Consider the following 13,263-nt stretch of genomic DNA (forward strand, 5'->3'; position numbering starts at 1 on the left):
TGTTCTCCTTATTTTCTACGTGTTTTCTTGTCGTCTGCAGCGTGACCTTTGTAAGTACGAGTTGGTGCAAATTCACCAAGTTTGTGACCTACCATGTCTTCTTGGATGTAAACAGGTACGTGTTTACGTCCGTCATAAACTGCGATAGTGTAACCAATGAAACTTGGGAAGATCGTTGAACGACGTGACCAAGTTTTAATAACTTTTTTCTTTTCGTCGTTAGCTTGAGCTTCAACTTTTTTCATCAAATGCTCATCGACGAAAGGTCCTTTTTTAAGACTGCGTCCCATTTTTATATTTTCTCCTTTAAATGTTGTACCACAGCGGCTTGCGCTCCTATGGAGCGCTACCGAGCTGGCGGATTTACTAGTTGCTTAAGCGACTAGTTTAATATTATTTCTCGTTGCGACGACGAACGATAAGTTTGTCAGATTTCGCTTTCTTGTTACGAGTTTTAAGACCAAGAGCAGGTTTGCCCCATGGAGTAGATGGTGCTTTACGACCAACTGGTGCTTTACCTTCACCACCACCGTGTGGGTGATCGTTAGGGTTCATTACAGAACCACGAACTGTTGGGCGGATACCTTTCCAACGGCTACGTCCTGCTTTACCAAGGTTTACAAGTCCGTGTTGTTCGTTTCCGACAACACCAACTGTAGCACGGCAAGTTCCAAGAATCATACGAACTTCACCTGATTGAAGACGAACAAGAACGTATTTACCTTCAGAACCCAATACTTGAGCAGATGCACCAGCAGCACGTACCAATTCACCACCACGACCTGGTTTCAACTCGATGTTGTGGATCAAAGTACCAACTGGAATGTTAGCAAGTGGAAGAGCATTCCCGACTTTGATATCTGCTTCTGGGCCTGAAACGATACGTTGACCTACTTCAAGACCCTTTGGAGCGATGATGTATGCTTTCACACCGTCAGTGTAGTGTACAAGAGCGATGTTTGCAGAACGGTTTGGATCGTACTCGATTGTTTTAACAACTGCTTCAACGTTGTCTTTGTTACGTTTGAAGTCAACCAAACGGTAGAAACGTTTGTGTCCACCACCTTGGTGACGAACTGTGATACGACCGTTGTTGTTACGACCAGCCTTGCTCTTCAATGCAACAAGCAATGATTTTTCAGGAGTGCTTGTTGTGATTTCAGCGAAATCCAAAGAAGTCATATTACGGCGACCGTTTGTTGTTGGTTTATAAACACGAATTCCCACGATATTTCCTCCTTAGATTATTCAGCTTCAGCAGCAAACAACTCGATTGCTTTAGAATCAGCTGTAAGTGTGATGATAGCTTTTTTAGTTTTGTTAGTAAAACCAGTGTAACGTCCAACACGTTTAGCTTTTGGTTTTACGTTGATTGTGTTAACATTTGCAACTTTAACACCTTCGAAAGCAGCTTCAACAGCTTGCTTGATCAAAAGTTTGTGTGCACGAGTGTCAACTTCAAATACATATTTCCCTGCTTCAAGTTGAGCCATTGAGCTTTCAGTGATAACAGGTTTTTTGATAACATCATACAAATTCATTATGCAAGAACCTCCTCGATTTTAGAGATAGCTGCTTGAGTAACAAGAAGTTTGTCACTATTTGCGATGTCAAGAACACTTGCAGTTGTAGCAGTCGCAACTTTCACGTTTGGAAGGTTACGAGCTGAAAGAGCTGCGAATTCGTTTCCTTCTTCAAGAATAACAAGGACTTTAGAATCGATGCTCAAAGCTGCAAGAACTTTTGCAAATTCAGCAGTTTTTGGAGCTGTAAATTCAAGAGAATCAACGGCTACAAATTTGTTTTCAGCAACTTTTTCTGAGTAAACAGATTTAAGCGCAAGGCGACGAACTTTTTGAGGAAGTTTGTACGCATAGCTACGTGGAGTTGGTCCGAAGACGATTCCACCACCACGCCATTGTGGAGAGCGGATAGAACCTTGACGAGCACGTCCAGTTCCTTTTTGACGCCATGGTTTGCGTCCGCCACCTGAAACAGCTGAACGGTTTTTAACTGCGTGAGTTCCTTGACGAAGGCTAGCACGTTGGCTGATGATCACATCAAACACAACAGATTGGTTTGGTTCGATACCAAAGATTGCATCGTTAAGAACAACTTCGCCCGCTTGTTTACCAGTTTGGTCGAATAATGTTACATTTGCCATTTTGACTGTATTCCCCTTTCCTTATTATTTACCAGCTTTAACTGCTGATTTGATAGTGATAAGAGATTTCTTAGCACCTGGTACGTTACCTTTGATAAGGATAACGTTCTTTTCTGGAACAACTTGTACAACTTCAAGGTTTTGAATTGTTACGCGGTCGCCACCCATACGTCCTGCAAGGTTTTTACCTTTGAATACGCGGTTAGGTGCAACAGGTCCCATAGAACCTGGACGACGGTGGTAACGAGAACCGTGAGCCATTGGTCCACGTGATTGTCCGTGGCGTTTGATAACACCTTGGAAACCTTTACCTTTAGAAGTACCAGTTACGTCAACAACGTCTCCAGCTGCGAATGTATCAACTGTGATTTCAGCACCAACTTCCAAGCCTTCAACGTTTTTGAATTCACGAATGAAGCGCTTAGGAGCCGTGTTAGCTTTCGCTACATGTCCTTTAGCAGGTTTGTTGCTCAATACTTCGCGTTTGTCATCGAAACCAACTTGGATAGCGTTGTATCCGTCTGTTTCAACAGTTTTAACTTGAAGGACAACGTTTGGAGTTGCTTCAATAACTGTTACAGGGATCAATTCGCCAGCTTCAGTGAAGATTTGAGTCATTCCCACTTTTTTCCCTAAGATTCCTTTTGTCATGAGAAAATAGTTCCTTTTCTATATTTTTTATTCAAAAAGTTTTTAACGAGCGTTTTTTATGCTCAAGGTATCAAGCTTTAGATTAAAGTTTGATTTCTACGTTTACACCACTTGGAAGATCCAATTTCATCAAAGCATCAACTGTTTTTTGAGTTGGGTTAACGATATCGATCAAACGTTTGTGTGTACGCATTTCAAATTGTTCGCGAGAGTCTTTGTATTTGTGAGTCGCACGAATGATTGTGTAGAGGCTACGTTCAGTTGGAAGTGGAATTGGACCCGCAACTTGTGCACCTGTACGAGTAGCTGATTCTACGATTTTTGCAGCCGCTGTGTCAAGCGTACGGTGTTCGTAAGCTTTCAAACGGATACGGATTTTTTTGTTTGCCATCTTTTTCTCCTTTTCGTCTATTTAAGATAATAGGCTAGCTCCACAAGAAAACCGACGCGGTGTTGCGTGGCAATGCAACCGAGCGTGTCGCAACCTCTTGCATCAAAGCTAAGGCTGTAATTTACAGCACCATAATAGAATAACACAAAGCCCCTGCGATTGCAAGGGATTTGTTAGGTTTTTTTCGTTTTTTTACGATGAAACTGTTTTCCTATTTTTCTTTTTAAAATTAGGGATTTTCTTCTATATAAACTGACTCCTCTTGACCTCAAATTTACCTTCTGATTGGTCCACTAGAATGTCCGCCCTTGACTCAGTTTCTTTATAGTATCGCAGATACTGCTCCCGTCTCATCTGATGGCTAGCCAATATAAAGGATGCATCGCGATTTCTCACAGTCGTATCTCTAGCAAGGCGTCGCTTTAATTCGGTCTCCTCATCCGTGTAGAAACAGATAGTTTTGTCAAAGAGTTCTTTGGGTAAAAAGCCAACAGACATCCCTTCGACAATCAGAATTGGCTTTGCTCCAGACAAGACCTCACTAGCTTTCCAAGGTTCTTCAATTGTTAAGATATCCATGCCAGCCTTTAAAGCGAGAATGTCTCTTTCTAAACTTACCAGTTCATGAGCCACAGGTAAACAAGCGGTCACTTTTTGGTCTGGAGTCTCCTTTGGCACCACTAAATGACGATTTGAAGCAATGTAAGGATCGGTTTCCAATAAGTTTACCTTTGCAGAATCTAGGGTTTGGTACAATTCCTGTGCAAAAGTTGATTTACCCGAAGCCCCATGACCGTATATTCCCAGTGTCCTGACTTTCCCCGTCTCGATCTCTGAGACTAGTTGGTCTACTAAGTCTTTTTTCTTCATTCTCTCTTCACCTGTTCATAGCTTTCTTTTCCGTCATTAAGCTTGTCCCAAATCACTACTTGCCCACTTTGGAGCGATTTTTGCACATCTATAATTCGTTGGTTGGACGAACCTCGAAACTGAAGCATAAGATTTCTCTTAGTTCGATCATACCGTCCATCGACAAGAATGTCAATCAGTGACAAGAGTTCCAGTTTATCTGGAGTTTCCAACATCATTTCTTCCCAAGTATAGCCCGTCCAGGACCAGATGTCTTTATCTGGCAATTCCTTCCGGATACGTTTCACGAGTGGCAAGAGAATTCCCGTATTGAGAAAGGGTTCCCCTCCCAGTAAGGTTAACCCCTGAACATAAGGCTGGGCAAGATCTGCCATGATTTGCTCTTCTAATTCTGCTGTGTAGGGAATTCCTGCATTGAAAGACCAAGTCGCAACATTATAACACCCCTCGCAGTGAAACATGCAGCCTGATACATAGAGAGAGTTACGCACACCCTCTCCATCCACAAAGTTAAAGGCCTTGTAGTCAATGATACGCCCTTGACTGAGTTCCTCGCTTTTCCATTCTTGTGGTTTCGGATTATTCATTCGCTACCTCTATCCAATAACGCTCGACTCCATTACGAACATCCTCAAGGAGCCCACCATTTGCTAGAATGACTGCTCTACTAGCAGGATTATTCACACTACAGGTCACAAGAGCTTTCTTTATGTTTTTTTCTTTAGCAACTTGCAAGCCCTGACGGAGAGTCTCTTTAGCATAACCCTTCCCTCTTTCAGATGGGCGAATGGAGTAGCCAATGTGACCAGCATAATTCAGTAAACCCTCATGTAGTCTCAGCCGTAGATTCAAAAAGCCTAAAGCATGGCCTGATTTATCAAACAATACGAACTGAATTGATGGAACGCGATTTTCCAGCAATCCTATTCCCATTTCTTTATTATGGCTAGTTTCTAGCCACTCCTCATAATCAAAGTTCTCAGTATCCCAAAAGCCACCGTTATGAGCCGATTGAGTCTGTTCAAACTCTGCCATCATCTCTAAAACAGTTTCTTTATCTGTTAATCTTGGTCTGCGTAATTCCATCCTTACCTCCCACTAAGAGAAAAGCGAGAGTTGACTCTCACTTTTATTTTTTCTTATTCTTGTTTAAAAATTGTTCTCTGAGGTTGAGCAAGCGTTCTTTTTTACCAGCTCCACCTTTAGAGTGTTTCTCGTGATAACGGGTCACTTGTGCACGCCCCTTATCGTCTAATTGATATTTTCCCATTTCATTTCTTTCTAATTTGTTACTTGATGACCAGCCATTTTAATCGTTGAGCCATTCATGTGTTTGACACGCGCTGCAATTTCCTTGTGACGCCCATTGACCATAGGTCTCGCTTGAGGATTACCTAAATAGCCACAAGTCCGTTTAACAACGTCTACTGTTTTAGGGTCGCTATTGCCACAGTTAGGACAAGCAAAGCCCCTCTCAGTTGGTTCAAAATCCCCTTCAAAGTCACACTTGTAGCAACGGTCTATTGGAGTATTGGTCCCAAGATAGCCCACACGGTCATAGGCATAATCCCAGACAGCTTCCAGAGCCTTAGGATTTTGCTGGAGGACTGGATACTCACAATAATGGATGAAACCACCTGACGCACCTGCTTCTGGATAGACTTTCTCAAAGTCCAATTTTTCAAACGGCGTTGGATTTTTACGAACATCGTAGTGGAAAGAGTTAGTGTAGTATTCCTTATCTGTAATATCAGGAATAGAACCAAACTTCTCTGTATCTAGTCTACAGAAACGATCTGTCAAACTTTCAGACGGTGTTGAGTAGATAGAGAAATGATAGCCATATTGGTCAGACCACTCTTCTACCCGGCGTTTCATATCTCGAATAATGTCTAGCGTGAATTCCTTGGCTTCTGGATTGTGTTCCCAGCTATTTCCAAAGAAGACTGTCGCTACCTCGTACAAACCGATGTAACCCAGCGAAACGGTTGCGCGACGATTCTTAAAGAGCTGGTCAACACTTTCTTCTTTACCTAGACGATGGCCAAAAGCACCGTATTGATAAAGGATAGGAGCATTGGCTGGCGTCGCCTCTTTCGTGCGTTCGACACGGTAAACAAGAGCATCTTCAGCGATATTCATTCGCTCGTTGAAGATTTCCCAGAACTTATTCATGTCGCCCTCAGACTCAAGAGCAATACGAGGTAGGTTAACTGTCACAACACCAAGGTTCATGCGACCTGAATTGACTTCTACACCATTTTCATCCTTCCATCCTTGAAGGAACGAACGGCAACCCATAGGAACTTTGAAAGAACCTGTCAACTCAACAATCTTATCATAGGATAAGACATCCGGATACATCCGTTTAGTTGCACACTCGAGGGCCAACTGTTTGATGTCGTAGTTAGGCGAACCTTCCTCTAAATTGAGTCCTCTTTTAAGCGTAAAGATGAGTTTAGGGAAGATAGCTGTGCGGTGTTCTGAACCAAGTCCCTTGATTCGGATGTTCAAGATAGCTTTTTGAATTTCCCGCTCAAAACGACTGGTTCCCAGACCAAAACCTAGCGAAGTAAAAGGTGTTTGTCCATTTGAAGTGAAGAGAGTATTGATTTCATACTCGAGAGATTGCATGGCATCGTAGATGTCCTTTTGCGTTTTCTTCCAGGCATAATCTTCCCGTTTTTCAGGCAAAACCCACTCTTCTGCATCTTTGAGATGTTTTTGATAATTCTTCTCTGCATAAGGCGCCAAGACTTCATCGATACGGTCAGCTGAACAGCCCCCATACTGGCTTGAAGCAACGTTGGCAATGATTTGGGAAATCTGAGCTGTTGCAGTCTGAATAGACTTGGGACTTTCTACCTCTGCATTTCCAATCTTAAAACCATTTTCCAACATCCCCTTGAAATCAATCAAACAGCAGTTGGTCATAGGAGTATAGGGACTGTAGTCCAAATCATGATAATGGATATCCCCCTTTTGGTGGGCATTGGCTACGTGCTTGGGAAGCATTTGCAGTCCGATTGATTTCCCAACAATCCCTGCTGTCAAATCACGCTGGGTATTAAAGACATCGCTGTCTTTATTAGCATTTTCATTGACAACTGCCTGGTCTTTGTTGAGTAGTTTATGGATACTAAAGTTGATATCTGTCGCTTTTGAGCGCTCAAAATCCCTCTGCGTCCGATAAGTAATATACTCCTCAGCCAGCGCATATTCTTTGGCTTCAAGGAGTTCATGTTCTACAATATTTTGAATTTCGTAAATCTTAACCCCCTGTGGAAAGCGACTATGAATTTCTGTGACAATTCGCTCGGTCAGAGCATTGAGGCGTTTTTCGACCAAGGGTGTCACATCCATAACCTTGTCTGCCGCCTTGTGGAGAGCCTTGTCAATCTTGTCCACATCAAATACAACACGTCTCCCATCTCGTTTCTCGACGAAGAGAGTTGGCAAAATTGTAATTTTTTCTTCTAGTGCAATCATATGCATTCTCTTTTCTAAAATGTTCTTTCTAAAAAGTATTATACCACTCTAAAAAGAAAAATCAATATCTTGTGTTAAAAATCCTAAAATTTTTAAAAATACACAAGATATTGATTTGGTTATTTAATTTTATAGACTTTAAACTCTGAGTAATCCGTCTTTACTGGTTGGTAATTTTCTTTTAAGAGTGTTTCCACTTCAGACCAGACTGGCACCTTGTCATTCACCACAATCACCTTAGGTTGTTTTTCTTTCAAGTCATTGAGTAGCTTATTCCGGTTTTCCTCAGTTGCTGTATAGTGCACGGGAGACAAAATCGCCGATGGCGACAAGCGCTCACTCTTACGATAAAGAGTCGCAGTATCATCCCATGCATAGATAGCATCTTCCGTATTTGTCTCCTCTTTTACCAAATCAGCAAGACGATTACGTTCTTGATAAGGTACCGGATAAAGGACAAACTTCATCAAAAAAGGAACAGTCAAAAGATAGACAAGCCCTAAAACTGGCAGATATAGATTTCCTTTAAAAAAACGACTCCATAGGCTAACTGGCGTTTCTCTTCGTCTTCTTCTAACACTACGCCCCCTCTGTTGACTCTTAATATTGGTTACCAATAAAAGTAGGAAAACAGGGAAGACGACCATCAAATAAGAAGCGTGCAGAGGCTCTTGTGAAAAGAAAAGCAAAATCAAACCTAAAATTGTCACAAGACTTGCAGGAACCGAAATGACGTATAGTTTAGAGGGCTTGGATTGAAAGAGACCTAAAAAGATACAAACCACAAATCCCAAACCAAGGGACAACAAGCCATAAAAAGCCATATTCTCTAAAATTTTAGAAGTGAAATCAAAGCTAATACTGTCAATAGGATAACGAATACCACTAATGGCATCCCCAAAACTTCCTGTTGCAACACTATAGTAGGCAGTTGGATAAAAGATAAGTGAAAAACCTAAAGCCACTGCAAGAAACTGATAAAACCCATGCGCAAAGCGTCTATGCCCAAGGTTAAAGACCAACAAGCCTAAACTCACTACAGCAATAAACAGGAGCGATGACAAGGGGGCAAAGAAAAATCCTCCCGCCAAAGCCAGCCCAATCCGTATAAATCCCTTATCATGGCTTGGATTGCTTAGATAGGCCGCAACTAAACTAAAGGCCGCGAATAAGAAAGGAAGCGCTAAAAGAGTCGCATAACCTCCACCAAAAGCAAGACCTGTAACTAGCATGTAAAAAATAGTCACCACTTGTCCAGCTTGGTCTCCTTGCTCTGTCAAGGTGTCCGCCGATTGAAAGAGGAAAAATCCTCCTGCTACCAAGGCTAACCACTCAAAAATGGCAAAGAAAAATCCGCCCTGAGTCACATAAGTCAGCAAATAATAAAGCAAACCTTGACTTCCATAATAGTCGCTGTAAATCTTCCCTGTCTGATGAAGCGCCCAACCTGCATAAAAATCCTGCACTTCTTGTGCACTCATTAAATCGAGTAATAGCGGTACTCCTAGAGTTATCCCCGTTACAAGCGTACTCCATAGTAAAATTTTCACCAAAGGAAGACGACTTGATTCACGATGATACGATTCTTGTTCGATTTGGTATTCTAGAGGTTCACGATTCTCCTGATGAACTTCTTCTACTCTACCATACACACTCATATCGTTTCTCCTATTCAATTTATCTGTCTTAGTATATCAAAAAGTCCTAGGATTGTCAGCTTGCGATGGCTGTTTGAGTGATTTTTTGCATAGTTTCACAAAGGTTTCAATTTCCCGAAAGCGGTGTAAATGTGTCTGTTTAAATGACATGATATAATCCAATTCTTTCTGAGTCAGCATCGTCCCTCCCTATATCTTTCTATTCGTAAAAAGCAAGAAAAAGAGGACTCGGTCATTTCCTAAGTCCTAGATTTCTTATAAGATTGGGGCGAATAACTGGGCGATTTCTTTTACAAGCTTTTGATACCAGCTCGTTTTGATAGAATGGGGATAAACTTCCTGAGAATCTGCAAATATATTTTGAAAATCTCGGGCTATTTCCATTATAGAAGGAGTTTTATAGAGTAAGACTGCATTTTCATAATGGTGTACCAAGCTTCGGTAGTCGAGATTGATTGTCCCCACCACCGCAAAATCCTCGTCTACCAACATCTGCTTACTATGAATAAAACCTGGACTATACTCATAAATTCGAACACCAGCAGAAAGAAGGTCTGGATAAGCGCCTCTTGTGACTAACTGAATGAACTTCTTATCTGGTATGTAAGGGGTGATAATTCGAACATCGACCCCTCTCATAGCTGCATTTTTGATTGTCTCCGTTAAATCATAGTCTATGATCAAATAAGGTGTCGTAATATAGACCGATTCCGTTGCTTGATTGATCAAACTCTGATAAACCTTTTTCCCTACCTGCGTTCGAAAAATTGGCTTGGGTCCACTCCCGTATGGAATGGTTAAACCGTCACTTGGGATAGAATGATTTTCTAAATGATATTGATCAAAATCACTAATCTCTCCTCGATTGATGTACCAAGTGGTTAAAAACAAGCGTGTCAGGGCTTTTACTGCTAGCCCGTCCAAGCGAATTCCACTATCCTTCCAATAACCAAATCTCTCGACATGGTTAATGTACTCATCTGCCAGATTGACCCCACCAGTATAGGCTATCTGACCATCAACAATCAATATTTTTCTATGATCTCTGTTATTATAGGCCACTGTCAAACGAGGAATAACTTTATTGAATTTATGGGCCTCGATGCCCAGCTGACGAAGTCGATGTGCATAATCTCCTGTTAAAGTAGCCATACAGCCAATATCGTCATAGAGCAGTTTAACTTCAATGCCTTGAGCGACTTTTTGCTCCAAGATTTCTAAAATACGATTCCACATCAAACCTTCTTCTATAATGTAATATTCCAAGAAGATAAATTTCTCAGCCTTTTTAAGATCTTCTACCATCTTTTTCCACATAGCCTCTCCGTTAGGAAAAAATGTAGAGGCAGTTTGATCATAGACATCGGCATTGGTATCCATACTCAATAAGGACTTGATGACGCCATATGCCGCCTTGTCACTTTCTTTTAATTCCTCTTTTAGTAGCTGGCTATTTGCTTCTTGGAAATGCATGGAGCCTAGCTTCTTCAGTTGTTTGATTTCTTTTTTGGACAATCTCCTCTCACCAAACATCAGATAGAGCAAGGGGCCAAATACTGGCACAAAGGCTACTAATAACCAGGTTACCTTATTCTCAGGAGTCGTATTACGGTTGACTATCGAAATGATTGTGATGATACTCAGTAGAATGAGGACAGTAATCCATAAAATGGGGGCCATGCGCCCTAAATAAAGAAAGAGACCAAAAACCAGACAAAGTTCAAGTAGCATAATCGAAAGACTAAAGCCATACTTGGACATCAATAATTGAAATTTTCTATATTTCATATCCCCTCCTTGATATTTTGAACACTAAAAACAGGTAATTGATACTAGTATAACTCAGGTATTCGGTAGAAGGCAAGTATTTATGATTATTTTCTAAGCAAAAGTAAAAAGGCTGAAAAATCCAGCCCTTCCTACTTGCATAGTCTTATTTAGTTAAAACGATTTGGTCCGATGGGTCTCTATCCATATCGTCTACGACGATTTGATTACCGTTTACAGTGTAAATTTTGACATCATCGCCAATAATCATGCGTTGATTTGCTGCATCAAATGTGACCTGTTTGACTTTCTGATCCCCGTCAGATTCGAGCTCAGTCCATGTACCAGTCGTTCCAGTGACCACTAAAGTGATACGGTCTCCGTCATCTTGGCCTGTATAAGTCCCATCAATATCAGTCGGTTGAGCAACAGGTTGGTTCTGTACTGGAGCCGCTTGATTTTGATTACTTCCTGCATTTGCAGTATTGGTATTCTGTTGAGCAGGTTGTTGAGCAGGTTGTTGGACCTGCTGCTGAGCCACAGGCTGTTGAACTGGTTGTGTTCTTTGGGAACAAGCAACTAGCAAAGATACACTCGCTAAAGAAACAATAGAAAGTGCTGCTGTTTTGAATGTCATAATAAATGTCCTTTCTCTTGCCATGCTAGAAAAATAGATTTTCCTTAGCCAGCAATTCATCTAGTATAACAAAGACAAAAGAAGAGGTCAATTTATCTGCTCATGCCCCAGTAGGTGGCTCCGTACTTCTGAGATAAAATAGAGAGACCCTGTAATGAATAACAAGTCCTGAGCATCTGCTCTTTCTTCAAAACTGCTGATAAATTCTCTGTAAGAAGGAATGACATGGTAACCTGTTACATCTGTCTCATCCAGAGAACCTTGATAGTCAAAACCAGTCACCTTGAGTGCCACCTGAGGCAATTTTTGAGTCAGATAACCCAACATCCCTTGATAATTCTTGCGTTTCAAGGCCCCAAAGAGGATTTGAGGCCGATAGCCTTCCTGCTCTTTTTCTTTGACAAACTCAACCAAGCGAGTCAAGGCAGGGAGGTTATGGGCACCGTCCAAGTAAATCTGCGGACGAATACGCTCCAAACGCCCAGCCCAATGGGTCTTCTCCAAAGTCTGTCTTACAGCCTGCTCATCAACAACTTCCTTTCCTTCCCTCATAAAAAGAAGGAACGTTTGCAACGCCAAGGCCGCATTTTCCTGCTGATAAGCTCCTTCCAATCCTATGTTCAACTGCGAAAAAGTTCCCAAAGAACTTGAAAAATCACCATCCTGCATTGAAAATTCCTGGCCTGCCTGATAAAGGGTAACAGCTAAAGAGTCTGCTTTTTTCTGACAAACAAGCCTAGCTTCTGAAGGCAACTTAGCAATCACTGCCTTTTTACCAGCCTTAAAAATACCAGCTTTCTGCTCTGCAATTGCTTCTAGACTGTCACCCAGAGTCTCCTGATGGTCAAGTCCGATGGAGGTGATGACAGCAATCTCTCCAGTTACCACATTGGTCGTATCAAGTAAGCCACCAATTCCCACTTCTAATAAAACCAAGTCCACCTCTTGCTCCCTAAAATAGAGAAAAGCAATCAAGGTCAGCAATTCAAAAAAGGACAACTGATCATGGGTTTGCAGAAGCGTTTTCTCCATCTCCTTGACCTGCTCGGCCAAACGGATGAAGTCTGTGTCTGCTATAGGTTGCCCATTAATGCAGATTCGATCATTGATAGAGACGATATGAGGGGAGGTAAAGGTCGCAACTTTTTTGCCATGCCCCATAAATAACTCCCTCATAAAAGCAATGGTAGATCCTTTCCCATTAGTCCCTGTTACGTGGATAATAGGGTAAGACTGCTCAGGATTTCCTAACAAATCCACCGCTGCTTGCATTCGGCCCAAACCTGATCGAAAATTCAAACCAATCCGACTATGGAGCCATTCTTCTACTTCAAACATATACATCTCCTTAATTACAGGTTCAATCAACTGCCTCAATAAAGTCTCATAACTAACAAAAACGAGGCCAGGATTTTCGTCCCGACCTCTCACCTGGTTAGCTAATCACTAGCAACTATGAATATTAACTTGGGCTAAAAACATCCACTGGATGTTCCAACTCTTCCAATTTCTAGGAGTTGGGGTGATACAGTCTCCCAGACTTACCAGCTCTCTCTTATTTCAAGGAGCTGGGCTAAAAACATCCACTGGATATGCCTGCGTTTCTATTTTCTAGCGCAGGGCTAAACACGTCCAC

Annotated in this window: 15 protein-coding genes; all 15 read right to left on the minus strand. The window is 41.7% G+C overall.

Annotated elements, in window-relative coordinates; all coding sequences use genetic code 11:
* Positions 1–8: 8 nt before the first annotated feature.
* The 15 genes from rpsS to HT696_RS02885 all read right to left on the minus strand — a co-directional run bounded on the left by rpsS (position 9) and on the right by HT696_RS02885 (position 12,965).
* Positions 9–290: a 30S ribosomal protein S19 gene (gene rpsS / locus HT696_RS02815; protein ID WP_000533766.1), complete on the minus strand. Its 282-nt coding sequence runs from the start codon at positions 288–290 to the stop codon at positions 9–11.
* 103 nt (positions 291–393) lie between these two features.
* Positions 394–1,227, minus strand: coding sequence for a 50S ribosomal protein L2 (gene rplB / locus HT696_RS02820; protein WP_000512911.1), 834 nt, complete (start codon positions 1,225–1,227; stop codon positions 394–396).
* A gap of 17 nt (positions 1,228–1,244) precedes the next feature.
* Positions 1,245–1,541, minus strand: coding sequence for a 50S ribosomal protein L23 (locus tag HT696_RS02825; protein ID WP_001055347.1), 297 nt, complete (start codon positions 1,539–1,541; stop codon positions 1,245–1,247).
* Positions 1,541–2,164 (minus strand): 50S ribosomal protein L4, encoded by a 624-nt coding sequence (gene rplD / locus HT696_RS02830; protein ID WP_000024549.1) that lies wholly within the window; start codon positions 2,162–2,164, stop codon positions 1,541–1,543. Before rplD ends, HT696_RS02825 begins: the two co-directional genes overlap by 1 nt.
* A gap of 24 nt (positions 2,165–2,188) precedes the next feature.
* Entirely contained in the window at positions 2,189–2,815 is a 627-nt protein-coding gene (rplC, locus tag HT696_RS02835; RefSeq protein ID WP_173282719.1) for a 50S ribosomal protein L3, read from the minus strand.
* 82 nt (positions 2,816–2,897) lie between these two features.
* Positions 2,898–3,206, minus strand: a complete 309-nt coding sequence (rpsJ, locus tag HT696_RS02840) for a 30S ribosomal protein S10 (RefSeq protein ID WP_001284513.1) — start codon at positions 3,204–3,206, stop codon at positions 2,898–2,900.
* A gap of 243 nt (positions 3,207–3,449) precedes the next feature.
* Positions 3,450–4,076 carry a phosphoribulokinase gene (locus HT696_RS02845; RefSeq protein ID WP_173282720.1) on the minus strand — a complete coding sequence of 209 codons (627 nt, stop codon included), beginning with the start codon at positions 4,074–4,076 and terminating at the stop codon, positions 3,450–3,452.
* Positions 4,073–4,663 carry an anaerobic ribonucleoside-triphosphate reductase activating protein gene (nrdG, locus tag HT696_RS02850; RefSeq protein WP_033678521.1) on the minus strand — a complete coding sequence of 197 codons (591 nt, stop codon included), beginning with the start codon at positions 4,661–4,663 and terminating at the stop codon, positions 4,073–4,075. The genes HT696_RS02845 and nrdG overlap by 4 nt, the downstream gene beginning before the upstream one ends.
* Positions 4,656–5,162: a GNAT family N-acetyltransferase gene (locus tag HT696_RS02855; protein ID WP_173282721.1), complete on the minus strand. Its 507-nt coding sequence runs from the start codon at positions 5,160–5,162 to the stop codon at positions 4,656–4,658. The genes nrdG and HT696_RS02855 overlap by 8 nt, the downstream gene beginning before the upstream one ends.
* Positions 5,163–5,205: 43 nt before the next feature.
* Positions 5,206–5,346: a hypothetical protein gene (locus HT696_RS02860; protein WP_000521618.1), complete on the minus strand. Its 141-nt coding sequence runs from the start codon at positions 5,344–5,346 to the stop codon at positions 5,206–5,208.
* An 11-nt stretch (positions 5,347–5,357) separates the two neighbouring features.
* Positions 5,358–7,565: an anaerobic ribonucleoside-triphosphate reductase gene (gene nrdD, locus HT696_RS02865; protein ID WP_173282722.1), complete on the minus strand. Its 2,208-nt coding sequence runs from the start codon at positions 7,563–7,565 to the stop codon at positions 5,358–5,360.
* A gap of 119 nt (positions 7,566–7,684) precedes the next feature.
* Positions 7,685–9,223 (minus strand): damage-inducible protein CinA, encoded by a 1,539-nt coding sequence (locus HT696_RS02870; RefSeq protein ID WP_173282723.1) that lies wholly within the window; start codon positions 9,221–9,223, stop codon positions 7,685–7,687.
* 255 nt (positions 9,224–9,478) lie between these two features.
* Positions 9,479–11,011, minus strand: a complete 1,533-nt coding sequence (gene cls / locus HT696_RS02875; RefSeq protein WP_173282724.1) for a cardiolipin synthase — start codon at positions 11,009–11,011, stop codon at positions 9,479–9,481.
* Between the two features lie 145 nt (positions 11,012–11,156).
* The gene (locus tag HT696_RS02880; protein ID WP_001827160.1) at positions 11,157–11,627 is read right to left on the minus strand and encodes an SP_0198 family lipoprotein; all 471 of its coding nucleotides are present in this window, start codon (positions 11,625–11,627) and stop codon (positions 11,157–11,159) included.
* Positions 11,628–11,714: 87 nt separating this feature from the next.
* Positions 11,715–12,965: a folylpolyglutamate synthase/dihydrofolate synthase family protein gene (locus HT696_RS02885; protein WP_173282725.1), complete on the minus strand. Its 1,251-nt coding sequence runs from the start codon at positions 12,963–12,965 to the stop codon at positions 11,715–11,717.
* Positions 12,966–13,263: the final 298 nt, after the last annotated feature.

This window comes from Streptococcus sp. 9903 (genome assembly GCF_013276625.1).
Lineage (GTDB): Bacteria > Bacillota > Bacilli > Lactobacillales > Streptococcaceae > Streptococcus.

What these genes read in the sequence shown, in the direction of transcription:
- HT696_RS02870 (WP_173282723.1), bottom strand. Translation starts at nt 9,223, where the DNA reads ATGAGTGTGTATGGTAGAGTAGAAGAAGTTCATCAGGAGAATCGTGAA.
- nrdG (WP_033678521.1), bottom strand. Translation starts at nt 4,663, where the DNA reads ATGAATAATCCGAAACCACAAGAATGGAAAAGCGAGGAACTCAGTCAA.
- HT696_RS02855 (WP_173282721.1), bottom strand. Translation starts at nt 5,162, where the DNA reads ATGGAATTACGCAGACCAAGATTAACAGATAAAGAAACTGTTTTAGAG.
- cls (WP_173282724.1), bottom strand. Translation starts at nt 11,011, where the DNA reads ATGAAATATAGAAAATTTCAATTATTGATGTCCAAGTATGGCTTTAGT.
- rpsS (WP_000533766.1), bottom strand. Translation starts at nt 290, where the DNA reads ATGGGACGCAGTCTTAAAAAAGGACCTTTCGTCGATGAGCATTTGATG.
- rplC (WP_173282719.1), bottom strand. Translation starts at nt 2,815, where the DNA reads ATGACAAAAGGAATCTTAGGGAAAAAAGTGGGAATGACTCAAATCTTC.
- HT696_RS02885 (WP_173282725.1), bottom strand. Translation starts at nt 12,965, where the DNA reads ATGTTTGAAGTAGAAGAATGGCTCCATAGTCGGATTGGTTTGAATTTT.
- rpsJ (WP_001284513.1), bottom strand. Translation starts at nt 3,206, where the DNA reads ATGGCAAACAAAAAAATCCGTATCCGTTTGAAAGCTTACGAACACCGT.
- nrdD (WP_173282722.1), bottom strand. Translation starts at nt 7,565, where the DNA reads ATGATTGCACTAGAAGAAAAAATTACAATTTTGCCAACTCTCTTCGTC.
- HT696_RS02845 (WP_173282720.1), bottom strand. Translation starts at nt 4,076, where the DNA reads ATGAAGAAAAAAGACTTAGTAGACCAACTAGTCTCAGAGATCGAGACG.
- rplD (WP_000024549.1), bottom strand. Translation starts at nt 2,164, where the DNA reads ATGGCAAATGTAACATTATTCGACCAAACTGGTAAACAAGCGGGCGAA.
- HT696_RS02860 (WP_000521618.1), bottom strand. Translation starts at nt 5,346, where the DNA reads ATGGGAAAATATCAATTAGACGATAAGGGGCGTGCACAAGTGACCCGT.
- HT696_RS02880 (WP_001827160.1), bottom strand. Translation starts at nt 11,627, where the DNA reads ATGACATTCAAAACAGCAGCACTTTCTATTGTTTCTTTAGCGAGTGTA.
- HT696_RS02825 (WP_001055347.1), bottom strand. Translation starts at nt 1,541, where the DNA reads ATGAATTTGTATGATGTTATCAAAAAACCTGTTATCACTGAAAGCTCA.